This is a genomic window from Variovorax paradoxus, assembly GCF_024734665.1.
In the GTDB taxonomy this organism is placed as follows: Bacteria; Pseudomonadota; Gammaproteobacteria; order Burkholderiales; family Burkholderiaceae_C; genus Variovorax.
In genome coordinates this window covers 2,729,301-2,750,982 of record NZ_CP102931.1, presented here as the reverse complement: position 1 = coordinate 2,750,982, position 21,682 = coordinate 2,729,301, and the positions used below count along the sequence as shown (strand labels likewise).

The window sequence follows — 21,682 nt, the reverse complement described above, 5'->3', positions numbered from 1 at the left end:
TTGGTGGCAGCGCAAGGCGCCCAGCGCCATATTCTCTGCATGAAGTGGGGCACGAAATACGGCCCCGAATACGTCAACCGCCTCTACGCGATGGTCCGCCGCAACCTCAGTGGCGACTTCAAGTTCGTGTGCCTGACCGACGATGGCAACGGCGTTCGCCCCGAGGTGACCTGCCTGCCGATTCCGCCGCTCAACCTGCATCTGGCCCCCGGCCAGCGCGATGGCGCCTGGAAGAAGCTCACGACCTTCGAGCAGGACCTGCACGGCCTGCGCGGTCCCGCCCTCTTCCTCGACCTCGACGTGGTCGTGGTGGGCAGCCTGGACGCCTTCTTCGAGCAACCCGGTGAATTCCTGATCATTCACGACTACGCTCGCCCCTGGCGGCGCGAGCGAATCACGGGCAATTCGTCGGTCTACCGCTTCGAGCTGGGCGCCCACGCCGACGTGCTGGCGTATTTCCGCGCCAACATGGACAAGGTTCAGGCCGAATACCGCAACGAGCAGGCCTACCTGTCGGACGTGCTCCACAACCAGGGCAAGCTGGCTTACTGGCCGGACGGCTGGTGCCCGAGCTTCAAGTACCACGGCATCCCGACTTGGCCGACCAACTATTGGGAAGAGCCTTTCGTGCCCGAGGGCGCACGCATCATGGTGTTCCATGGCGAGTGCAATCCGCCGGACGCACTTGCGGGCCGCCGCAACCGGGCCTTCCGGTTCATCCGGCCGGCGCGCTGGGTCGCGAAGTACTGGAAAGAGTAAGCACGGAGGCGGCGGCTGCCGTCTCTGCCATTCAGTCTGGCTTGCGGGCGCCCATGCGCCAGAGCAGCACGCCGACGCACACCCACTGCACAAGGTACATGCCGCTGCCCACGGCGTGCCACAGCTTGAGGTTCTCGCGCGCCAGGATGCGAGGCGCCACGGCGTACTGCTGAAGCAGCGCCAGCAACAGCGCGCCCAGGATGAAGAAGATGGCTGTCATCGCTGGCCCGCTCATGCGATCGTCGGCCTTGGCCCTGAAATGGATCAGCAGGATCAGCCCGCAGCCGATCGCGATCCAGCTCTGCGCCTCGAACAGCTGCGCCGCAAAATTACCAGCCACCGACGGGTTGCCGAGCCTGGCGAACAGCATCGGCACCACCAGGAAACCGATCGTGGTGAGGCTGCCCCACCAGAAGGCGGCCAGCATCAGCGCAATGCGGTCTTTCATGGGTCGAAGAATCAGAGGTAGCGAACGGCCACGATCTCGTAGCGCTTGAGGCCGCCAGGGGCCTGCACTTCGGCGGTGTCGCCCTCTTCCTTGCCGATGAGCGCGCGCGCGATCGGGCTGGAAATGTTGATGAGGCCGAGCTTCAGGTCGGCTTCGTCTTCGCCGACGATCTGGTACTTCACGGCTTCGCCGCTTTCCTCTTCCTCGAGTTCAACGGTCGAGCCGAACACCACCTTGCCGCCGGCATCGAGCTCGCTCGGGTCGATGATCTGCGCGGCCGACAGCTTGCCTTCGACTTCCTGGATGCGGCCTTCGATGAAGCCCTGGCGGTCCTTGGCGACTTCGTATTCGGCGTTTTCGCTCAGGTCGCCCTGGGCGCGTGCTTCGGAAATTGCATTGATGACCCAGGGACGGTCCACCGTCTTGAGTTGATGCAGTTCGGCGCGCAGTTTTTCAGCGCCGCGCTTGGTGATGGGGATGGTTGCCATGTTGTTGGTTCTCCATAAAGCGAAACCGCCGAACGCTGCCGTTCGGCGGTCGATTGAGGGAATTGATCAGACGAGTGTGCGTCCGGTCAGCCGGCTCAGGATGGCGAGCGGGCTCGATTCGGGATTGTATTGCTTGGAAGCGGCCAGATGAAGGGTCTGCTCGAGCATGTACTGGCCCGCCATCACGGCGTGCGAGGTCTGGTCCGAGAAGCACACCCACACCGAGCCCGGCGGGAATTTGGCGGTTTCCTGCGGCGAGTTTTCCTGGTATGCCATGTCCGACTTCATGCCGTCGTGCAGCTGCAGCATCAGGTGGTCGTACTCGCTGCGGAACGACTTGGTCACGCGCAACGCGCGCAGCAGCTTTGCCTGCCAGCGCACATAAGGCTTGGCACTCGGCAGGAAGCGCTTGGCGATGTCCTCGAAAGGCTCACCCACGCGCCACACGCGTGGCGCACCTTCAGGATTGACGTTGGTGAAGACGCGCAAGATGCGCTCGCCGTAGTTCGGCCGCGACGGGAATGAATCGACGTGCAAACGCCGGTCATCAGCACGCCACGACTGCACCCGCGTCTCGACCTTCGCCGGCCGGTAGCTGGTGGGCGCCAGCCGCAAGGCCGGCGTGTAGTGCGGCAGCAGCCCATGAATCAGCTGCGTGGCCTGCGCCCGAAAGCGCCCCACCATCGCGGCTGCCGCGCGCTGCACCGCCTCGTCGCCAACCGCGCCCTTGAGCTTACCGTTGGCATCGAGGCTGATGTTGCGCACGTCGGGCGACAGCAGGCTGGGCGTGAGCAGGCTGCGCTCTTCGGGCAGAAGCTCGAAGCCCAGGCGCGGAAAGTACAGCACCTTGCCCGCTTCGAGTTCCGCGATCCACGCCTCGTTGGGCGTGGCCGCATTCCAGTCCGTCAGGTCCAGTTCGACGAGCTGCGTTTCCATGATGACGCTCAGGCGGAGGCCAGTTGCGCGTGCATCTCCTGCACCGAGATCACGCCGAGTTCGTCCATGAAGCCCATGCCCTCGACCGCGGCTTCGGCGCCGAAGATCGTGGTGAAGGTGGTCACGCGCGCCAGCAGCGCCGAGGTGCGGATCTGCCGCGAGTCGGTGATCGCGTTGCGGCGCTCTTCCACCGTGTTGATGACCAGGGCAATCTCGTTGTTCTTGATCATGTCCACGATGTGCGGGCGACCTTCGGTCACCTTGTTCACCGTCGCGCACTCGATGCCGGCGGCGCTGATGGCGGCGGCCGTGCCCTTGGTGGCGATCAGCTCGAAGCCCAGCTTCGCCAGGCCGCGTGCCACTTCGACCGCGCGCGCCTTGTCGTTGTTCTTCACCGAGATGAAGACCTTGCCCGACTTCGGCAGGTGCGTGCCAGCACCCAGCTGCGACTTCACGAAGGCTTCGCCGAAGGTCTTGCCCACGCCCATCACTTCGCCGGTCGACTTCATCTCGGGGCCGAGGATGGTGTCCACGCCCGGGAACTTGACGAACGGGAACACGGCTTCCTTCACGCTGAAGTACGGCGGCGTCACTTCCTTCGTGATGCCCTGCGACTTCAGCGACTGGCCCGCCATGCAGCGAGCCGCAACCTTGGCGAGCTGGATGCCCGTGGCCTTGCTCACGTAAGGCACGGTGCGGGAAGCACGCGGGTTCACTTCGAGCACGTAGATGACGTCCTTGCCGTCCTTCTGCTGGATCGCGAACTGCACGTTCATCAGGCCGACCACGTTCAGCGCGGCCGCCATCGCGGCGCTCTGGCGCTTCAGCTCGGCCACCGTGTCGGCATTCAGGCTGTAGGGCGGCAGCGAGCAGGCGGAGTCGCCCGAGTGCACGCCGGCCTGTTCGATGTGCTCCATCACGCCGCCGATCAGCGTGCCGCCTTCGGCGTCGCGGATGCAGTCGACGTCACACTCGACAGCGTCGTTCAGGAAGCGGTCGAGCAGCACCGGCGAATCGTTGCTGACCTTGACGGCTTCACGCATGTAGCGCTCGAGGTCACGCTGCTCGTGCACGATTTCCATCGCGCGGCCGCCGAGCACGTAGCTCGGGCGCACCACCAGCGGATAACCGAGGGCCGCGGCCTTTTCTAGGGCTTCGGGTTCGGTGCGCGCGGTGGCATTTGGCGGCTGGCGCAGGCCCAGCTCATGCAACAGCTTCTGGAAGCGCTCGCGGTCTTCGGCTGCGTCGATCATGTCGGGCGAGGTGCCGATGATCGGCACGCCATTCGCTTCGAGGTCGAGCGCGAGCTTCAAAGGCGTCTGGCCGCCGTACTGCACGATCACGCCGAGCGGCTTTTCCTTGTCGACGATCTCGAGCACGTCTTCGAGCGTCAGCGGCTCGAAGTACAGGCGGTCCGAGGTGTCGTAGTCGGTCGACACGGTCTCGGGGTTGCAGTTGACCATGATGGTCTCGTAGCCGTCCTCGCGCATGGCGAGCGCGGCGTGCACGCAGCAGTAGTCGAACTCGATGCCCTGGCCGATGCGGTTAGGGCCGCCGCCGAGCACCATGATCTTCTTCTTGTCCGTCGGGTCGGCTTCACACTCGTCCTCGTAGGTCGAGTACATGTAGGCCGTGTTGGTCGCGAACTCGGCTGCGCAGGTGTCGACGCGCTTGTAGACCGGGCGCACGCCCAGGGCGCGGCGCTTCTCACGGATGGCCGTGTCGGTGGTCTTCAACTGCTTGGCGAGGCGGCGGTCGGAAAAGCCCTTCTTCTTCAGCGCCAGCAGCGTGTCGCGGTCGATGTCGTCGAGCGACTTGGTTTCGAGCTCGAGTTCGATCTTCACGATCTCTTCGATCTGCACCAGGAACCACGGGTCGATCTTGGTCAGCGCGAACACTTCATCGACGCTCAAGCCCATGGCAAAGGCATCGCCCACGTACCAGATGCGCTCGGGGCCGGGCTCGCCCAGTTCCTTCTCGAGCACTTCGCGGTCTTGCGTCTTCTCGTTGAGGCCGTCGACGCCCACTTCAAGGCCGCGCAGGGCCTTCTGGAATGACTCCTGGAAGGTGCGGCCCATGGCCATCACTTCGCCCACCGACTTCATCTGCGTCGTGAGGCGCGAGTCGGCCTGCGGGAATTTCTCGAACGCGAAACGCGGGATCTTGGTGACCACGTAGTCGATCGACGGTTCAAACGACGCGGGCGTGGCACCACCCGTGATTTCGTTGCGCAGCTCGTCGAGCGTGTAACCCACGGCCAGCTTGGCCGCGACCTTGGCGATCGGGAAGCCCGTGGCCTTGGAGGCCAGCGCCGACGAACGCGATACGCGCGGATTCATCTCGATGACGACCATGCGGCCGTCCTTCGGGTTGATGGAGAACTGCACGTTCGAGCCGCCGGTGTCGACGCCGATCTCGCGCAGCACGGCCAGCGAGGCATTGCGCAGGATCTGGTATTCCTTGTCGCTCAGCGTCTGCGCGGGGGCCACGGTGATCGAGTCGCCGGTGTGCACGCCCATCGGGTCGAGGTTTTCGATCGAGCAGACGATGATGCAGTTGTCGGCCTTGTCGCGCACGACTTCCATCTCGTACTCTTTCCAGCCGAGCAGCGATTCTTCAATCAGCAGTTCGTTGGTCGGCGAGGCTTCGATGCCGCGCTTGCAGATGGTCTCGAACTCTTCCGGGTTGTAGGCGATGCCGCCGCCGGTGCCGCCGAGCGTGAAGCTGGGACGGATGACCGTCGGGAAGCCGACGCTCTTCTGAACCGCCCAGGCTTCGTCCATCGAGTGAGCGATGCCGGAGCGGGCCGAGCCCAGCCCGATCTTGGTCATCGCGTCCTTGAACTTCAAGCGGTCTTCGGCCTTGTCGATGGCTTCGGGCGTGGCGCCGATCAGCTCGACCGGCTTGTTGGTGGCCGCGCCGGTGTACTTGTCGAGCACGCCGTTGCGCCAGAGGTCGAGCGCGCAGTTGAGCGCAGTCTGGCCACCCATGGTCGGCAGGATCGCGTCGGGGCGCTCCTTGGCGATGATTTTTTCGACCGTCTGCCAGGTGATGGGCTCGATGTAGGTGACGTCGGCCGTGGCCGGGTCGGTCATGATCGTCGCGGGGTTGCTGTTGATCAGGATGACCTTGTAGCCCTCTTCGCGCAACGCCTTGCAGGCTTGCACGCCGGAGTAGTCGAACTCGCAGGCCTGGCCGATGATGATCGGGCCGGCGCCGATGATGAGGATCGATTTGAGGTCTGTGCGCTTAGGCATTCTCTTTCTCCGTCTTTTCCGTCTTGTTCTTTTCCATGAGTGCCGTGAAGCGATCGAACAGGTAGCCGATGTCGTGCGGACCCGGCGAGGCTTCAGGGTGGCCCTGGAAGCAGAACGCGGGCTTGTCGGTGCGCGCCAGGCCCTGCAGCGTGTTGTCGAACAGGCTGATGTGGGTGGGACGCAGGTTGGCCGGCAGCGACTTCTCGTCGACTGCGAAGCCGTGGTTCTGGCTGGTGATGCTCACTCGGCCGTTGTCGAGATCCTTCACCGGATGGTTCGCGCCATGGTGGCCGAACTTCATCTTGAAGGTCTTCGCGCCGGAGGCCAGCGCCATGATCTGGTGGCCCAGGCAGATGCCGAAGGTGGGAATGCCGGTCTCGATCAGTTCCTTGACGGCGCTGATGGCGTAGTCGCAAGGCTCCGGGTCGCCGGGGCCGTTGGCCAGGAAGATGCCATCGGGTTTGAGCTTGAGCACGTCGGCCGCGGGCGTCTGCGCCGGTACCACGGTGATGCGCGCGCCGCGCTGCGCGATCATGCGCAGGATGTTCTTCTTGACGCCGTAGTCGAAGGCGACAACGTGGAATTTCGGCGTGATCTGCACGCCGTAGCCCGAACCCAGCTTCCACTCGGTTTCGGTCCATTCGTAGGTCTGCTTGACCGACACCACCTTGGCGAGGTCGAGGCCCGACATGCTCGGTGCGGCCTTGGCGGCGGCGATGGCCTTGTCGATCAGTGCCTGCGTCACAGTCTCGCCTTCGGCCAGGCCCAGGATGCAGCCGTTCTGAGCACCGTGGGTGCGCAGGTGGCGTGTGAGCTTGCGGGTGTCGATGTTCGCGATGGCCACCGTCTTGCCGGACACGAGGTATTCGGTCAGCGTGGCAGTCTTGCGAAAGTTGGAGGCGACGAGAGGCAGGTCCTTGATGATCAGGCCCGCGGCATGGATCTTGTCGGCTTCGATGTCTTCCCCGTTGACGCCGTAGTTGCCGATGTGCGGATACGTGAGCGTCACGATCTGCTGGCAGTAGCTCGGGTCGGTGAGGATTTCCTGGTAACCGGTCATGGCGGTGTTGAACACCACTTCACCGGTCGTAGAGCCGGCGGCTCCGATCGAATTGCCTTGAAAGACCGTGCCGTCTGCGAGCGCCAGGATGGCGGGCGGGAAACTTCCCTTGAGAGACAAAAGCACTGGGTTCTCCGGATGGTTACGGTCGCCCGGAGCCCCAGGCGCGTTGCCTGCGAGCTGCTGCTTAAGGGGATTTTGGCGTTAAAGGCGGCCGGGCGACGCTGATTTGCGAGTAAGCCCCCGATTGTAGCCCGGACTGAGTGTGTTATTTGGCCTGCAGGGCTGCTCCGCTCGCATGCAGGCAGATCGCGGCGGCGGCAGCCACGTTGAGCGACTCCTCGCCGCCCGGCTGCGCGATGCGGATGTGGTGGGTCGCCCGGGCTTCCAGCACGGGCGAAACGCCCTGCCCCTCGTGGCCCATGAGCCAGGCGCAGGGGTGCGGCAGTTCGGCCTTGTGGAGCCACTCGCCATGGTGCGAACTGGTCGCCACCAGCGGCACTTTCAGACCGTCGAGCACGTCGGCGTCCACGCCTTCGATCAGCCGCAGGCCGAAATGGGCGCCCATGCCGGCGCGCAGCACCTTCGGCGCCCACAGCGCGGCCGTGCCCTTGAGCGCGATCACCTGGGTAAAGCCGAAAGCGGCGGCGCTGCGCAGGATGGAACCCGCATTGCCGGCGTCCTGCAGACGGTCGAGCACAACGCTGGGAGCTTCAGGAATCAGTTCCGGGCGGGATGGCAGGTCGAGCACGAAGCCCATGGGTGCAGGCGATTCCAACCCGCTGATGCCGCGCAACAGGTCGTCGGCAACCACTACAGTTTTGATAGCACTGCTCGCCCATTCAGCAGGTGCTTGGGGCCAGAAAGACTCCGAAAACACGGCAATCGCGGGCTTGACACCCCGCGCCAGCGCCGCCCGACACAGATGGTCGCCTTCGAGCCAAAGGCGGCCGAGCTTGCGGTAAGCACCCGGGTCCTGCGCAAGCTTGCGCAGGTCTTTGAGCAGCGGGTTGTCGCGCGAGCTGATGTGGCTGGCGCCGGTGTCGGAGGTCATCGGGGGTTCAGGGCGCTGCGCGAAGTTCGGGGCGCGCGGCCTCGACGGCGCCAACCAGCATCGCTGGCTGCTCGGATTCGGCCGGCAGCACCACGTTCAAGACACCGCCCGTGCGGGCGAGCGCCGCGGCCACCGGGCTGAACGACCTGCGGTGGTGCACACACGCGCCGTGGCGCTGCAGCGCTTCCAGATGCTCGGGCGTGCCGTAGCCCTTGTGGCCGGCAAAGCCGTAATGCGGAAATTCGGCATGCAACTGCTCGCACAGCCGGTCGCGATGCACTTTCGCCAGGATCGACGCAGCGGAAATGGCCTTCACCCGCGAATCGCCCTTGACGATGGCTTCAGCCAGCACGTCGAGCGTCGGCAGGCGATTGCCATCGACCAGCACCTTGACAGGCTTGAGCCGCAGCCCTTCGACCGCGCGCCGCATCGCAAGCATGGTGGCCTGCAGGATGTTGTGGGTGTCGATCTCTTCGACGGTGGCCTGCGCGATGGAACAGCACAGCGCCTTGGCCAGGATCTGATCGTGCAGGCGTTCGCGCTGCAGGGCCGTGAGGGTCTTGGAATCGGCCAGGCCGCGAATCGGCCGCAGGTCGTCGAGGATCACGGCGGCAGCCACCACCGGGCCGGCCAGGGGGCCACGCCCCGCCTCGTCGACGCCCGCCATCAGCCCCGGTGCGTCCCACACCAGCGGGGCCTGCTCAGCCTTCAAGAACTTTCTGGATCGCATCGGCGCAAAGTGTCGGCGTATCGCGCTGCAATTGCACATGCAGCTCTGAAAATCTTTGTTGCAGGGCCTGCGCTTTCGCGGGCGCGTCGAGCCAGGCCAGCGTGGCCTGGGCCAGAGCCTCGGGCGAGGCGGCTTCCTGCAACAACTCGGGCACCACGAACTCGCGGCACAGGATGTTGGGCAAGCCGACCCAGGGCTGCAACTGCTTGCGCTGCATGAAACGCCACGACAGCGCATTCATGTTGTACGCGATGACCATTGGCCGCTTGAACAGCGCAGCCTCGAGCGTGGCGGTGCCGCTGGCGATCAGCGTGACGTCGCAGGCGGCCAGCGCAGCGTGCGACTGGCCATCGAGCAACTTCACGCGCCCGGCCATGCCGCTGGCCTGCAGCAGGGCCTCAACCTCGGCGCGCAGGCCCGGCAGGATGGGGGCCACGAACTGGAGTTCCGGGCGCGCCTTCTGCATCAGTGCGGCTGCAGCGAAGAAACGTGCGGCCAGGTAGCGAATCTCCGAGCGACGACTGCCCGGCAGCAACGCGACAACCTTTGCATCGGGCGCCAAACCCAACGCAGCACGCGCTGCCGCGCGGTCAGGCGTCATCGGGATCACGTTGGCGATGGGGTGGCCGACGTAGCTCGCGGCCACGCCGTGCTCCGCCAGCAATGCGGGCTCGAACGGGAAGATGCACAGCACATGGTCAGCCGCCGCCCGGATCTTCTCGACGCGCTCCGGCCGCCAGGCCCAGATCGACGGGCAGACGAAGTGCACTGTCTTCATCCCGTGGCTGCGCAGGCCGGCCTCGAGGTCGAGGTTGAAATCGGGCGCATCAACGCCGATGAAGAGCTCGGGGCGCTCCTGCAGCAGCCGGGCCTTGAGCTTGCGGCGGATGCCGGCAATCTCGGCGTAATGCCGCAGCACCTCGATGTAGCCGCGCACCGCGAGCTTTTCCTGGGGCCACCAGCTCTGGAAGCCGTGGGCCAGCATGCGGGGGCCGCCGATGCCGGCGGTCTGGAGATCGGGCCAACGGGCCTGAAGGCCGTCGAGCAACAGACCCGCGAGCAGATCGCCGGAGGCTTCACCTGCGACCAGCGCGAAACGTCGCTGTTCGTCCTTCTGCATCGCCGTCACGTCAGCGCGCGATGCCGCGCGTCGAGTTGGCGAGGAAGGCTTCCATCAGCGCGACGTCGCCTGCCGTTTCCGGCATTTCCGTCGCGAGCGCGGCGATGCCCGCGCGCGCCTCTTCGAGCGTCTTGCCCTGGCGATACAGCAGGCGGTGCATCTGCTTCACCGCCGCGAGCCGCTCGGCGGAAAAGTCGCGCCGGCGCAGGCCGACGACGTTGAAGCCGCGCACAGCCAGCGGATTGCCGTCGACCAGCATGAAGGGCGGCACATCTTGCGTGACAGCGCTGGCAAAGCCAAGCATGGCGTGGGCACCGATCGAAACGAACTGGTGAATGCCCGTGAGCCCGCCGACCGTGACCCAGTCGGCCAGGTGCACATGCCCCGCCAGCGTGGTGTTGTTGGACAGCGTGGTGTGGTTGTCGACACGGCAGTCGTGCGCGATGTGCGTGTACGCCATGATCCAGTTGTCGCTGCCCACGCGTGTCACGCCCCCTGCCCCCGGTACGCCGAGGTTGAAGGTGCAGAACTCGCGGATCACGTTGCGGTCGCCGATGACGAGTTCCGTCGGCTCACCGGCGTATTTCTTGTCCTGCGGTATGGCGCCGAGAGACGAGAACTGGAAGATCCGGTTGTCGCGCCCGATGGTCGTGCGCCCTTCGATCACGCAGTGCGCGCCGATGGTGGTGCCCGCGCCCACCCGCACGTGCGGGCCGATCACGGTATAGGGCCCGACCGACACCGAGGCGTCGAGTTGTGCCTTGGGGTCGACGAGTGCTGTCGAATGAACCTGGGTCATGCCTTGTGAAACGACTGTCTGCAGCCGGATCAGCTGATCTGGCGCATGGCGCACATCAGCGTTGCCTCGCAGGCGAGCTCGCTGCCCACCAGGGCCCGGCCCTTGAACTTGGAAATGCCCGCCTTCATGCGCTCAATTTCGACTTCGAGCGTCAGCTGGTCGCCGGGTTCCACCGGGCGCTTGAAGCGCGCGCCGTCAATGGCGGCAAAGTAGTAGACGGTGTTGTCGTCCGGCACGATGTCGAGCGAATGGAACGACAGCAGAGCCGCGGCCTGGGCCATGGCTTCCAGCATCAGCACGCCCGGCATCACCGGACGGTGGGGGAAGTGGCCATTGAAGAACGGCTCGTTCATCGTCACGTTCTTGAGCGCCGTGATGCGCTTGCCCTTTTCCATGTCGAGCACGCGGTCCACCAGCAGGAACGGGTATCGGTGGGGCAGCAGCTTGAGGATTTGATGGATATCGAGCGTCGTCGTCATGATTTTCTGTTCCTGCATCGTCGTCATTTTTTCGAGGGAGCTTTCTCCAGCGCCTTCAGTCGTTCGCGCAGGCTGTGCAACTGCTTGAGCGTTGCCGCATTTTTTTCCCAGCTCGCATTGTCATCGATGGGAAACATACCGGTGTACTGGCCGGCCTTGTGAATTGAACGGGTGACCACGGTCGCGGCGGATATGTGCACGCCGTCGGCCACTGTCAGATGGCCCAGCACGATGGCGCCACCGCCGAAAGTGCAATTGGCGCCGATGACGGCGCTGCCGGCCACGCCAACGCAACCCGCCATGGCGGTGTTCTTGCCGACGCGCACGTTGTGGCCGATCTGGATCAGGTTGTCGAGCTTTACGCCGTCTTCGATCACGGTGTCGTCGAGCGCGCCACGGTCGATGCAGGTGTTGGCGCCAATTTCGACGTCGTCGCCGATGCGCACCGCACCCAGCTGCTCGATCTTGACCCAGCGCCCCTCGTGCGGCGCGAGGCCGAAGCCGTCGGCGCCGATGACCACACCCGGGTGCAGCAGGCAGCGCTCGCCGATGGTGCAGTCTTCGCTGACCGTCACCCGCGACTTCAGCACCGTGCCCGCACCAATGCGCGCGCCCCGCTCCACCACGCACAGCGCGCCGATGCGCGCCGTCGCGTCGACCTGCGCCTCGGCGTGGATCACGGCGCTGGGGTGGATGAAATCAGCCTCCGGGCGCGCATGATGCGCCTTCCAGAGCTGCGTCAGGCGGGCAAAGTAGAAGTACGGATCTGGCGTGACGATGAAAGCGCCACGCGCCGCAGCCGCCTCGCGCATGGCGGGCGAGACGATCACGCAAGCAGCCTTCGAGGCCGCCAGTTCCTGCTGGTATTTGGGATGGCTCAGGAAGCTGAGCGCATCGGGCTGTGCATTCTGCAGCGGCGCAAGCCGCTCGATAGACAGCGCCGCATCGCCATGGAGCTCGCCCCCAAGGGCGTCAACGATGGCTCCGAGCTGCAGTGACACGCCGGTTCGCGGCGTTACTTGCCGGCCGCAGGCGTAGGAGAGCCGACCGACGCGTTCAGCGCCTTGATCACCTTGTCGGTGATGTCGTGCTTCGGATTGATGTAGATCGCTTCCTGCAGGATGGCGTCGTACTTCTCTGCCTCGGCCACCTGCTTCACGACGCGGTTGGCGCGCTCGTAAACCTGCTGGAGCTCTTCGTTCTTGCGCGCGTTCAGGTCTTCCTGAAATTCACGGCGCTTGCGCTGGAAGTCGCGGTCCTGGTCGACCAGCGCGCGCTGGCGCGTGACCCGCTGGCTTTCCGACAGGGTGGGCGCCTCGCGCTCGAACTTCTCAGAAGCCGCCTTCAGGGCGTCGCCCTGTGCGGTCAGGTCCTTCTCGCGCTTCAGGAACTCGGCTTCGAGCTTCGCCTGGGCAGTCTTGGCCGGCTGTGCCTCACGCAGCACGCGGTCCGGGTTCACGAAACCGATGCGAAAGGTTTCCTGCGCCTGGGCGGGCACCGCAGCGAATGCGAGAGCGGGAATCAACAACGCGCCTGCCGCAGCGCGAATCAAATGCTTCATTTAGAAAGACGTTCCGATCTGGAATTGGAGGCGCTGAATTCTATCCTTCGGGATATACCCGGCTGTAAACGGCTGCCCGACTTCCTTCTGGGACCTGACGGGGAAGGCATAAGCAAGACGCAGCGGGCCCAGCGGCGAAATCCAGCTGACGCCCAGGCCGACCGACGCGCGCAACTTCTTCTCGGCCTTCCATTGCTCGTCGGTCACGCCAGCGGCACGCGTGCCGAACACGTTGCCGGCGTCGAAGAAGCCGTACAAGCGCAGCGTGCGGTCGTTGCCGGCACCCGGGAACGGCGTGCTCAATTCGGCATTGAAGACTGCCTTCTTGGTACCACCGAGGGCTGCACCTTCGCTCTGGAGGAACAGAGGAGCATCGCGCGGCCCCAGCGAGTTCTGCTCGAAGCCACGGACCGAACCCAGGCCACCGGCATAGAAGTTCTTGAAGATCGGGTAGACCTTGTTGCCGAGCGCCTTGGCATAGCCGACTTCGCCGTTGATCGAGAAGGTGTACTGCTTGCTGATCGCGAAGAACTGCTGGTATTGGTAGTTCGTCTTGATGTACTTCATGTCCCCGGCCGCACCCACTTCGAGGTTGGCGCGCTGCAGCCGGCCCGTGGTCGGGATCAGTGCGCTGTCGCGACTGTCACGGCCCCAGCCGACGCTCAGCGGAACGCCCCATACGCTCTTCTGATCACAGCTGACCACCAGCAGGCCCGTGGCATCCTTCTGGCACTGGAAATAGGCAAGGTAAGACGGCGGCGTGTACAGACCGGAGAATGCCGTCGAACTGTTGGGGTCGAACGCATAGCGCTCGAGACCGATGCCGAAGAAAACGGTATCGACTTCGCTGAACGGCACGCCAAAACGGATGGAAGCGCCCTGGTTCACCAGTTTGTAGTCGCCATCGGTGGAGGTCTGATACGGGCGCGTCGTGGTGTGGTAGACGCTGATCGTGCGCGAGATGCCGTCCGGCGTGAAGTACGGGTCGGTCGTGGTCAGCGACAGCGTGCGGTTGTACTTGCTGGTGTTGACCTGCACGCCCAGGAAGTTGCCCGAGCCGAACACGTTTTCCTGCGAGATGCCGAAGGTCAGCGCGACTTTTTCAGCGCTCGAGTAGCCGGCGCCGAGTTGCAGGCTGCCGGTGGGCTTTTCAGCCACGTTGACGGTCAGGTCCACCTGGTCGGGCGAGCCGGGCACTTCCTGCGTTTCGACGTTCACTTCGGTGAAGAAGCCCAGGCGGTCCACGCGGTCGCGCGAGAGCTTGATCTTGTCGCCGTCGTACCAGGAAGCTTCGTACTGGCGGAACTCGCGGCGGATGACTTCGTCGCGGGTCTTGTTGTTGCCGCCCACCGAGACGCGACGCACGTACACGCGGCGCGAAGGTTCGGCCTGCAGCGTGAGCGCCACGCGGTTGTTGACGCGGTCGATATCAGGGCGCGCCTGCACGCGTGCGAACGCATAGCCGAAGGTGCCGAAATAGTCGTTGAAGGCCTTGGTGGTCTCGGTGACCTGCTCGCCGTTGTAGGGCTCGCCCGGCTTGATGGTGATGAGCGACTTGAACTCGTCGTCGCGGCCGAGATAGTTGCCGTCGAGCTTGACGCTCGACACCACGAACTTCTCGCCTTCACTGATGTTCACGGTCACCGTCAGGTCCTTGCGGTCCGGCGAAATGGCAACCTGGGTCGAGTCGATGCGGAACTCCAGGTAGCCGCGGGTGATGTAGTACGAGCGCAGGGTTTCGAGGTCGGCGTTGAGCTTGGCGCGCGAATACTGATTCGACTTGGTGTACCAGCTCATGAAGCCGCCGCTGTCCTGGTCGAACAGGCTCAGCAGCGTCGATTCGCTGAAGGCCTTGTTGCCTACCACGTGCACTTCGCGGATGCGGGCCGATTCGCCTTCGGTCACGGTGAAGGTCAGGTTGACGCGGTTGCGCTCGATGGGCGTGACGGTGGTCACGACCTGCGCGTTGTAGAGGCTGCGGCTCACGTACTGGCGCTTGAGCTCCTGCTCGGCGCGGTCGGCCAGTGCCTTGTCGTAGGGACGGCCATCGGTCAGGCCGACTTCGCGCAGCGCCTTCTGCAGCGCGGCCTTGTCGAACTCCTTGGTGCCGACGAAATCGACGTCTGCAATGGTCGGCCGCTCTTCGACGATCACCACCAGCACGTTGCCGTTCACATCGATGCGCACATCCTTGAACAACCCCAGGTCGAACAGCGCGCGGATGGCGGCGGAACCGCGCTCGTCGCTGTAGGTATCACCCACGCGCAGCGGCAGCGACGCGAAGATCGTACCGGCTTCGACGCGTTGCAGACCTTCGACGCGAATGTCGCGCACCGTGAAAGGCTCTACGGCCCAGGCTGCCGTGGCTGCGAGCGCACTGGCAACCACCGCGGCAACGCTACGCAGGCGAAAGCGACTGAAGTTTTTGTTCATCTGAGAATTGAGCCGGCACGGAAAGGGCCGGGCAGAAAGTTAACCAAAGAGCCGTGTGACGTCGTTGAAGAGTGCAACCGACATCATGACCAGCAGCAGGGCCACACCCCCGCGCTGAAGCCGTTCCATCCAGGCGTCGGAGACGCTCTTGCCGGTCAGGCCCTCCCAAAGATAATACATCAGGTGTCCCCCATCGAGGACCGGCAGCGGCATGAGATTGAGGACCCCGAGGCTCACGCTGATGAGAGCCAGGAAGACCAGATACTGAGTGAAACCGAGGCTTGCGGACTTGCCAGCGTAGTCGGCAATCGTGAGCGGACCGCTCAGGTTCTTGAGCGAAGCCTCGCCGATGACCATCTTGCCCATCATGCGCACGGTCAGCGCGGACACCTCCCAGGTGCGCACCACGCCACGCCAGACGCCGTCGACCAGCCCCTGGCGCACCGTCACCATTTCGGGCGGCGCACCAACGTAGGCGCCGATGCGCCCCACCTTGACGCCGCCCTCTTCGCGCACCTCGGGCTTCACGTCGATCTTGAGCGGCTGGCCGCCGCGCTCGACCTGCCAAGCCTGAATGCGCGGCTGGTCGCCGTCGACCGACGCCCGGATCACCTCGCGCAGCTGCTGTCCGTCGAATATGGCCGTGTCGCCAATGGCGCGCACCACGTCGCCGTTGCGCAGGCCGGCGCTTTCCGCCGCACTGCCCGCCATGACTTCGCCGATCTCGGGCCGAGTCAGGGGTGCCACCACGCCGATCTTGCGGAACATCTGCGGATCGGCGTCCTTGGTCTCCATGCGGCTCAATGGCAGCACCAGCTGACGCGCCGGCCGGCCGGCCTCCCCTGCGACTTCGAGCGTCAGGTCATGGCCATCGAGCGCGCCACGCGTCATGCGCCAGCGCAGATCCTCGAAGGACTGAACTGGCGACAGCTCGCCATCGAAGCCCGCTTGTGTGATGTGCTCGCCGCCGCGCAGACCCGCCGCTTCGGCCAGGGAGGCCGCCACCGGCCGCGCCAGCTTGGCGACCGGCTCCTGCACGCCGATCCAGTTGACCGCCGTGTAGAGCACGACAGCCAGCAGCAGATTGGCGATCGGCCCCGCCGCAACAATGGCTGCGCGGGAACGCAAAGGTTGGGTATTGAAGGCGCGATGGCGCTCTTCAGGCGCGACCGGCCCTTCGCGCTCGTCGAGCATCTTGACGTAGCCGCCGAACGGGAATGCACCTATGACGAACTCGGTCTGCTGCCCCGGATGCTGACGTTTGGGCTGCCAGCGAAGCAGTGCCTTGCCGAACCCGACGGAGAAGCGCTCCACCTTGACGCCGCAGGCAACGGCCACGCGGTAGTGCCCGTATTCGTGCACCGCGATCAGGACACCGAGTGCGACCACAAAGGCTATGACAGTGAGCAGCATCGGGGTCCTTGGTCTCTACGGAAGGTCGTCAGGTCAGGCTGCGAAACGCAGCGCCGCGGCATTGGCCGCCGCGCGGGCGCTGGCATCGATCGCCAGCAGGTCGGCCAGCGATGCCGGCTTGGAGGGGGCGACCCTTTCCAAAGTTTCCATGTTGACCGCATGTATGCAATCAAAACGCAGGCGGCGGTTCAGGAAAGCTTCAACTGCGACCTCGTTGGCAGCATTGAGCACCGCCGTCGTGCCCGGCGCGGCGCGCAGTGCATGCCATGCCAGGCCCAGTCCGGGAAAGAGCGCCGCGTCGGGCGCATCGAAGGTCAACGAGGCCATCTGGCGGAAGTCGAGCCGCGCGGCACCGCTCTCGATGCGCTCGGGCCAGGCCAGGCCCACCGCAATCGGCACCCGCATGTCGGGCGTGCCGAGTTGGGCGATGACCGATGCGTCGGTGAACTGCACCATTGAGTGCACCACGCTCTGCGGATGGATGACCACCTCGATCTGATCGGGCGCAACGCCGAACAGGTGACGCGCCTCGATCACTTCGAGCGCCTTGTTCATCATGGTGGCCGAGTCGACCGAAATCTTGCGGCCCATGACCCAGTTCGGATGGGCGCAGGCCTGCTCGGGCGTCACCGTGCCCAGGGTTTCCGGCGCACGAGTGCGGAACGGGCCACCCGAGGCGGTAAGAATGATCTTGTCGATACGCCGCGCCCAGGTGGACGGGTCTTCGGGCAGCGACTGGAAAATAGCCGAATGCTCGCTGTCGATCGGCAGCAACGTGGCGCGCCCCTCGCGCACAGTACGCATGAAGAGTTCACCGCCGACGACTAGCGCTTCCTTGTTGGCCAGCAGCAGGCGCTTGCCGGCGCGCGCGGCGGCCAGGCAAGGGCCAAGGCCCGCTGCACCGACGATGGCGGCCATCACGGCATCGGCTTCATCGTGGGATGCTATCGTTTCGAGAGCATCATCACCCATCAGGACAACCGTCTTCAGGCCGTTCTGCTTCAACCTTTCAGCCAGCAGCGCGGCGTGCGGCGCACTGGCCATCACGGCGAATTTCGGAGAGAACTGCGCGCACTGCGCCAGCAACTCGTCGACCTTGGTAGCCGCCGAAAGGGCAAACACCTCGAAACGCTCGGGGTGCCGCGAAATGACGTCGAGCGTGCTCACACCGACCGAACCGGTCGAGCCGAGCACCGTAACGCGTTGTCTTCTGGGTGAGTTCACAGGAAAGCCAGCATCATGGCAATGGGAAGCGCCGGCAATAGGGCATCCACGCGGTCGAGGACGCCGCCGTGGCCGGGCAGCAGCCGGCTGCTGTCCTTGGCGCCGGCACTGCGCTTGATGAGAGATTCGACGAGGTCGCCCACGACGCTCATGGCCGCGAGGAACAACGCGGCGAGCAGCAACAGCCACCAGCCACGCTCGTTGAGACGGGTGTAGAGGCTGGCCACGGTCGCGCCCGTAGCCTTGTCGGCCCAGACCCAGGCAAAGGCCAGCACCACCACGCCGATCATTCCGCCCCACACGCCTTCCCAGCTCTTGCCGGGACTGATCGCGGGAGCGAGCCTGTTGCGGGTGAACTTCAGGCCGAAGGCGCGGCCGGCGAAATAGGCGAACACGTCGGCCACCCACACCAGCACCAGGATCGACAGCAGGAAGTTGATGCCGATCATGCGCGCCTGCACCGCGGCAAGCCATGCCACCCACAGTGCCAGCAAGCCACCGACCAGCCGCAGCCCGCGCGGAATGCGGGGCCAGCCCGGCACCGCCACGCGCAGCAGCGCCGCACCTCCGAGCACCCAGGCCGCACTGGCCAGGGTCCACATCAGGACCAGCGGCTGCTCCAGCAGCCCCAGCCACCAGGACAGCGCGCACAGCACCACCGTCTCGATGCCGAGAAACACCGACAGCCGCTGGCCGTATCCGTTCAGACGCCCCCACTCCCAGGCACCAGCGCCGATCAGCACCAGCATGACGCAGGCGAAAGGGATGTAGTTTCGATAGAACAGCGCTGGCAGCAGGATCGCGAGCAGCACGATCGCCGTGAGGATGCGTTGTTTGAGCATGCGGGAGGTTGTCAGGCCCTCAGGCCGTAGCAGTCTTGACCTGTGCCGAGGTTTGGCCGAAGCGCCGCTCTCGGCCCTGGAACGCGGCAATGGCCTCGTCCAGCGCAGCTTCGTCGAATTCGGGCCACAGCTTGTCGCTGAAGAAAAGCTCGGCGTAGGCACTCTGCCAGAGCAGGAAGTTGGACAACCGTTGCTCGCCGCCCGTGCGGATGAACAGGTCGGGGTCGGGCACATGGGCCAGGGCCATGGCGCGGTCGAGGCTCGCCTCGGTGATCGCATCGCCCTGCGCCACCAGCCTGGCGGCAGCCTGCGCGATGTCCCAGCGGCCGCCGTAGTTGAAGCAGACGTTGAGCACCATGCGCGTGTTGTGCACCGTGGCCAGCTCGGCGTCGACCAGGCCCTTCACCATCTTCGGCGACAGGCCGGCCCGTTCGCCGACGAAATGCAGCCGCACGCCATCGGCGCTGAGCTTGGGCACCTCGCGGGCGAGTGCACCGACCATCAGGTCCATGAGCCCGGAGACTTCCTCGACGGGACGGTTCCAGTTCTCGGACGAGAACGCGAACACCGTGAGCACGCCCACGCCGCGGTCGGCACAGGCCCTGACGCAGCGGCGCAGCGATTCGACGCCCTGCTTGTGCCCCGCGACGCGGGGCAGGAAGCGCCGCGTGGCCCAACGGCCGTTACCGTCCATGACGATGGCAACGTGGTGGGGAATGCGTGGCGCTGAAGAGGCCATGACAGGCCTCAAACGGCCATGATCTCCGCTTCCTTGGCCGCGACCAGGCGGTCGATTTCCGCGATGTGGCGGTCGGTGACCTTCTGGATCTCGGCTTCGGCGCGCTTCTGGTCGTCCTCGGACGCCAGCTTGTCCTTGACCAGCTTCTTGACCGACTCGTTCGCATCGCGGCGCAGGTTGCGCGTGGCGATCTTGGCGGTTTCGCCTTCGTTGCGGACCAGCTTGGTCATTTCCTTGCGGCGCTCTTCGCTCATGGCGGGCAGCGGCACGCGGATCAGGTCGCCCATGGAGGCGGGGTTCAGGCCCAGGTCGCTTTCGCGGATGGCCTTCTCGATCTTGGCGCCCATGCCCTTTTCCCAAGGCTGGACGCTGATGGTGCGCGAATCGAGCACCGAGACGTTGGCCACCTGGCTCAACGGCACCTGCGAGCCGTAGTACTCGACGTGGATCGAATCGAGCAGCGCAGAGTTGGCGCGGCCGGTACGGATCTTCGTAAGGTTGTTCTGGAATGCGGCGAGCGACTGATTCATCTTCGCGTCGGTCGCATTGCGGATATCTGCAATGGTCATCTCAAATACTCCTAGGCATGCACCAGCGTGCCCTCGTCCTCGCCCATGACGACGCGCTTGAATGCGCCGTTCTTGAGAATCGAGAACACCTTGATCGGCAGCTTCTGGTCGCGGCACAGCGCGAAGGCCGTGGCGTCCATGATGCCGAGATTTTTTGCGATCGCCTCGTCGAAGCTGAGCGAGACATAGCGCGTTGCGTCGGGGTTGGTCTTGGGATCGGCGGTGTAGACGCCGTCGACCTTGGTCGCCTTGAGCACCAGTTCGGCACCGATCTCGGCACCGCGCAGAGCAGCGGCCGTGTCGGTGGTGAAGAACGGGTTACCCGTGCCGGCTGCGAACACCACGACCTTGCCCTCTTCGAGGTACTGCAGGGCCTTGGGGCGCACATAGGGCTCGACCACCTGCTCGATGGCAATGGCGGACATCACGCGGGCCACGAGGCCCTGCTTGTCCATCGCATCGGCCAGCGCCAGCGAGTTCATGACCGTGGCCAGCATGCCCATGTAGTCGGCCGTGGCGCGGTCCATGCCGACCGAGCCGCCCGCGACGCCGCGGAAGATGTTGCCGCCACCGATCACGACCGCCACCTGCACGCCCATGTTCACGACCTCGGCCACCTCTTGCACCATGCGCACGATGGTGGCGCGGTTGATGCCGAAGGCGTCATCGCCCATCAACGCCTCTCCCGACAGCTTCAACAAGATTCGCTTGTGGGCTGGGCGGGCATCAGACATGGGCAATTTCCTTTGGTTGGACTGGGACGAGTGTAAAACGTAGCGATGAAAAAACGGCGGCGCGCGTGGGCGCACCGCCGTTGAGCCTTAAAGGCTTAAGCTGCAGCCTTGGCCGCTGCAACTTGCGCGGCCACCTCGGCTGCGAAGTCGTCAACTTTCTTCTCAATGCCTTCGCCGACCACGTACAGGGTGAAGCCCTTGATCGTGGTGCTGGCGGCCTTGAGCATCTGCTCGACGGTCTGCTTGTCGTTCTTCACGAACGGCTGGTTGTGCAGCGAGACTTCCTTGAGGAACTTCTGCACGCCACCTTCGATGCGCTTGGCAACGATGTCGTCCGGCTGCGGCTTCTTGCCTTCGGCTTCGGCCGTCTTGCGGTCTTCGTCGGCCTTGCCCTTGGCAACTGCGCGCTCTTTTTCGATCAGGTCGGCAGGCACGTCCGATGCCTGGATGGCGACCGGCTTCATGGCGGCGATGTGCATCGCCACGTCCTTGGCCGACGTGTCGTCGCCTTCGAACTCGACCATCACGCCGATGCGCGTGCCGTGCAGGTACGAAGCCAGCTTGCCGTTGCCGGCGAAGTGCTTGAAGCGGCGGAAGCTCATGTTCTCGCCGATCTTGCCGATCAGACCCTTGCGCACGTCTTCGAGCGTGGGACCAAAGCCGTCTTGCTCATAGGCGAGTGCGCCCAGCGCGGCGATGTCCGCGGGGTTGTTCTTCGCGACCAGCATGGCGGCAGCGTTGGCCAGGGCCAGGAAGCTGTCGTTCTTGGTGACGAAGTCGGTTTCGCAGTTGATTTCGATCATGCCGCCGGCAGCGCCGTCGACGAAAGCCGTGACCACGCCTTCAGCGGTGATGCGGCCCGATGCCTTGCCAGCCTTGTTGCCGAGCTTGATGCGCAGCAACTCTTCGGCCTTTTCCATGTTGCCGTCGGCCTCCGTCAGGGCCTTCTTGCACTCCATCATCGGCGCGTCGGTCTTTGCGCGCAGTTCGCCGACCATGCTTGCGGTGATTGCAGCCATTTGTGGTATCTCCGTAAA

Annotated in this window: 21 protein-coding genes; 1 reads left to right on the top strand and 20 read right to left on the bottom strand. The window is 64.8% G+C overall.

Annotation, left to right across the window (positions count from 1 at the left end):
* Entirely contained in the window at window positions 1-759 is a 759-nt protein-coding gene (locus tag NWF24_RS12930) for a glycosyltransferase (protein WP_373423630.1), read from the top strand.
* Between the two features lie 31 nt (window positions 760-790).
* On the opposite strand, the gene NWF24_RS12925 is transcribed toward NWF24_RS12930, so the two are convergent.
* The 20 genes from NWF24_RS12925 to tsf form a co-directional block, all read right to left on the bottom strand.
* The gene (locus tag NWF24_RS12925; RefSeq protein WP_258354497.1) at window positions 791-1,207 is read right to left on the bottom strand and encodes a DUF4149 domain-containing protein; all 417 of its coding nucleotides are present in this window, start codon (window positions 1,205-1,207) and stop codon (window positions 791-793) included.
* Window positions 1,208-1,218: 11 nt separating this feature from the next.
* A complete protein-coding gene (greA, locus tag NWF24_RS12920; RefSeq protein ID WP_056581276.1) occupies window positions 1,219-1,695 on the bottom strand; it encodes a transcription elongation factor GreA in 477 nt (158 codons plus the stop codon).
* 66 nt (window positions 1,696-1,761) lie between these two features.
* Window positions 1,762-2,631, bottom strand: a complete 870-nt coding sequence (locus NWF24_RS12915) for a Kdo hydroxylase family protein (protein ID WP_258354496.1) — start codon at window positions 2,629-2,631, stop codon at window positions 1,762-1,764.
* 8 nt (window positions 2,632-2,639) lie between these two features.
* On the bottom strand, window positions 2,640-5,888 hold the full coding sequence (gene carB / locus NWF24_RS12910) for a carbamoyl-phosphate synthase large subunit (RefSeq protein ID WP_093056555.1): 3,249 nt from the start codon (window positions 5,886-5,888) through the stop codon (window positions 2,640-2,642).
* Window positions 5,881-7,074 (bottom strand): glutamine-hydrolyzing carbamoyl-phosphate synthase small subunit, encoded by a 1,194-nt coding sequence (carA, locus tag NWF24_RS12905; RefSeq protein ID WP_258354495.1) that lies wholly within the window; start codon window positions 7,072-7,074, stop codon window positions 5,881-5,883. The genes carB and carA overlap by 8 nt, the downstream gene beginning before the upstream one ends.
* Before the next feature lie 142 nt (window positions 7,075-7,216).
* Window positions 7,217-8,002: a TrmH family RNA methyltransferase gene (locus NWF24_RS12900; protein WP_258354494.1), complete on the bottom strand. Its 786-nt coding sequence runs from the start codon at window positions 8,000-8,002 to the stop codon at window positions 7,217-7,219.
* A 7-nt stretch (window positions 8,003-8,009) separates the two neighbouring features.
* On the bottom strand, window positions 8,010-8,732 hold the full coding sequence (gene rnhB, locus NWF24_RS12895) for a ribonuclease HII (protein WP_258354493.1): 723 nt from the start codon (window positions 8,730-8,732) through the stop codon (window positions 8,010-8,012).
* Window positions 8,704-9,852 (bottom strand): lipid-A-disaccharide synthase, encoded by a 1,149-nt coding sequence (gene lpxB, locus NWF24_RS12890; protein WP_258354492.1) that lies wholly within the window; start codon window positions 9,850-9,852, stop codon window positions 8,704-8,706. The genes rnhB and lpxB overlap by 29 nt, the downstream gene beginning before the upstream one ends.
* A 10-nt stretch (window positions 9,853-9,862) precedes the next feature.
* Window positions 9,863-10,651 (bottom strand): acyl-ACP--UDP-N-acetylglucosamine O-acyltransferase, encoded by a 789-nt coding sequence (gene lpxA / locus NWF24_RS12885; RefSeq protein ID WP_258354491.1) that lies wholly within the window; start codon window positions 10,649-10,651, stop codon window positions 9,863-9,865.
* A 29-nt stretch (window positions 10,652-10,680) separates the two neighbouring features.
* Complete coding sequence (gene fabZ, locus NWF24_RS12880; RefSeq protein WP_013541729.1) at window positions 10,681-11,130, bottom strand: 3-hydroxyacyl-ACP dehydratase FabZ; 450 nt, start codon at window positions 11,128-11,130, stop codon at window positions 10,681-10,683.
* A gap of 23 nt (window positions 11,131-11,153) precedes the next feature.
* Window positions 11,154-12,131: a UDP-3-O-(3-hydroxymyristoyl)glucosamine N-acyltransferase gene (lpxD, locus tag NWF24_RS12875; RefSeq protein WP_258354490.1), complete on the bottom strand. Its 978-nt coding sequence runs from the start codon at window positions 12,129-12,131 to the stop codon at window positions 11,154-11,156.
* Between the two features lie 14 nt (window positions 12,132-12,145).
* A complete protein-coding gene (locus tag NWF24_RS12870; RefSeq protein ID WP_258354489.1) occupies window positions 12,146-12,691 on the bottom strand; it encodes an OmpH family outer membrane protein in 546 nt (181 codons plus the stop codon).
* Window positions 12,692-15,124, bottom strand: coding sequence for an outer membrane protein assembly factor BamA (bamA, locus tag NWF24_RS12865; RefSeq protein WP_258354488.1), 2,433 nt, complete (start codon window positions 15,122-15,124; stop codon window positions 12,692-12,694).
* 39 nt (window positions 15,125-15,163) lie between these two features.
* Window positions 15,164-16,537, bottom strand: a complete 1,374-nt coding sequence (gene rseP, locus NWF24_RS12860) for an RIP metalloprotease RseP (RefSeq protein ID WP_258354487.1) — start codon at window positions 16,535-16,537, stop codon at window positions 15,164-15,166.
* Between the two features lie 33 nt (window positions 16,538-16,570).
* Window positions 16,571-17,761 (bottom strand): 1-deoxy-D-xylulose-5-phosphate reductoisomerase, encoded by a 1,191-nt coding sequence (gene ispC / locus NWF24_RS12855; protein WP_258354486.1) that lies wholly within the window; start codon window positions 17,759-17,761, stop codon window positions 16,571-16,573.
* Window positions 17,758-18,603 (bottom strand): phosphatidate cytidylyltransferase, encoded by an 846-nt coding sequence (locus NWF24_RS12850; protein WP_258354485.1) that lies wholly within the window; start codon window positions 18,601-18,603, stop codon window positions 17,758-17,760. Before NWF24_RS12850 ends, ispC begins: the two co-directional genes overlap by 4 nt.
* A 19-nt stretch (window positions 18,604-18,622) precedes the next feature.
* Window positions 18,623-19,342, bottom strand: coding sequence for a polyprenyl diphosphate synthase (gene uppS, locus NWF24_RS12845; protein ID WP_258354484.1), 720 nt, complete (start codon window positions 19,340-19,342; stop codon window positions 18,623-18,625).
* A gap of 8 nt (window positions 19,343-19,350) precedes the next feature.
* Entirely contained in the window at window positions 19,351-19,911 is a 561-nt protein-coding gene (gene frr, locus NWF24_RS12840; protein WP_056592642.1) for a ribosome recycling factor, read from the bottom strand.
* A gap of 11 nt (window positions 19,912-19,922) precedes the next feature.
* The gene (pyrH, locus tag NWF24_RS12835; protein WP_093056543.1) at window positions 19,923-20,645 is read right to left on the bottom strand and encodes a UMP kinase; all 723 of its coding nucleotides are present in this window, start codon (window positions 20,643-20,645) and stop codon (window positions 19,923-19,925) included.
* A gap of 95 nt (window positions 20,646-20,740) precedes the next feature.
* Complete coding sequence (tsf, locus tag NWF24_RS12830) at window positions 20,741-21,664, bottom strand: translation elongation factor Ts (RefSeq protein WP_093056542.1); 924 nt, start codon at window positions 21,662-21,664, stop codon at window positions 20,741-20,743.
* Window positions 21,665-21,682: the final 18 nt, after the last annotated feature.

Bases quoted from the DNA above. Each gene is read 5' to 3' on its own strand.
- NWF24_RS12925 (WP_258354497.1), bottom strand. From the start codon at position 1,207: ATGAAAGACCGCATTGCGCTGATGCTGGCCGCCTTCTGGTGGGGCAGC.
- greA (WP_056581276.1), bottom strand. From the start codon at position 1,695: ATGGCAACCATCCCCATCACCAAGCGCGGCGCTGAAAAACTGCGCGCC.
- NWF24_RS12915 (WP_258354496.1), bottom strand. From the start codon at position 2,631: ATGGAAACGCAGCTCGTCGAACTGGACCTGACGGACTGGAATGCGGCC.
- carB (WP_093056555.1), bottom strand. From the start codon at position 5,888: ATGCCTAAGCGCACAGACCTCAAATCGATCCTCATCATCGGCGCCGGC.
- NWF24_RS12900 (WP_258354494.1), bottom strand. From the start codon at position 8,002: ATGACCTCCGACACCGGCGCCAGCCACATCAGCTCGCGCGACAACCCG.
- rnhB (WP_258354493.1), bottom strand. From the start codon at position 8,732: ATGCGATCCAGAAAGTTCTTGAAGGCTGAGCAGGCCCCGCTGGTGTGG.
- lpxB (WP_258354492.1), bottom strand. From the start codon at position 9,852: ATGCAGAAGGACGAACAGCGACGTTTCGCGCTGGTCGCAGGTGAAGCC.
- lpxA (WP_258354491.1), bottom strand. From the start codon at position 10,651: ATGACCCAGGTTCATTCGACAGCACTCGTCGACCCCAAGGCACAACTC.
- fabZ (WP_013541729.1), bottom strand. From the start codon at position 11,130: ATGACGACGACGCTCGATATCCATCAAATCCTCAAGCTGCTGCCCCAC.
- NWF24_RS12870 (WP_258354489.1), bottom strand. From the start codon at position 12,691: ATGAAGCATTTGATTCGCGCTGCGGCAGGCGCGTTGTTGATTCCCGCT.
- bamA (WP_258354488.1), bottom strand. From the start codon at position 15,124: ATGAACAAAAACTTCAGTCGCTTTCGCCTGCGTAGCGTTGCCGCGGTG.
- rseP (WP_258354487.1), bottom strand. From the start codon at position 16,537: ATGCTGCTCACTGTCATAGCCTTTGTGGTCGCACTCGGTGTCCTGATC.
- NWF24_RS12850 (WP_258354485.1), bottom strand. From the start codon at position 18,603: ATGCTCAAACAACGCATCCTCACGGCGATCGTGCTGCTCGCGATCCTG.
- uppS (WP_258354484.1), bottom strand. From the start codon at position 19,342: ATGGCCTCTTCAGCGCCACGCATTCCCCACCACGTTGCCATCGTCATG.
- frr (WP_056592642.1), bottom strand. From the start codon at position 19,911: ATGACCATTGCAGATATCCGCAATGCGACCGACGCGAAGATGAATCAG.
- pyrH (WP_093056543.1), bottom strand. From the start codon at position 20,645: ATGTCTGATGCCCGCCCAGCCCACAAGCGAATCTTGTTGAAGCTGTCG.
- tsf (WP_093056542.1), bottom strand. From the start codon at position 21,664: ATGGCTGCAATCACCGCAAGCATGGTCGGCGAACTGCGCGCAAAGACC.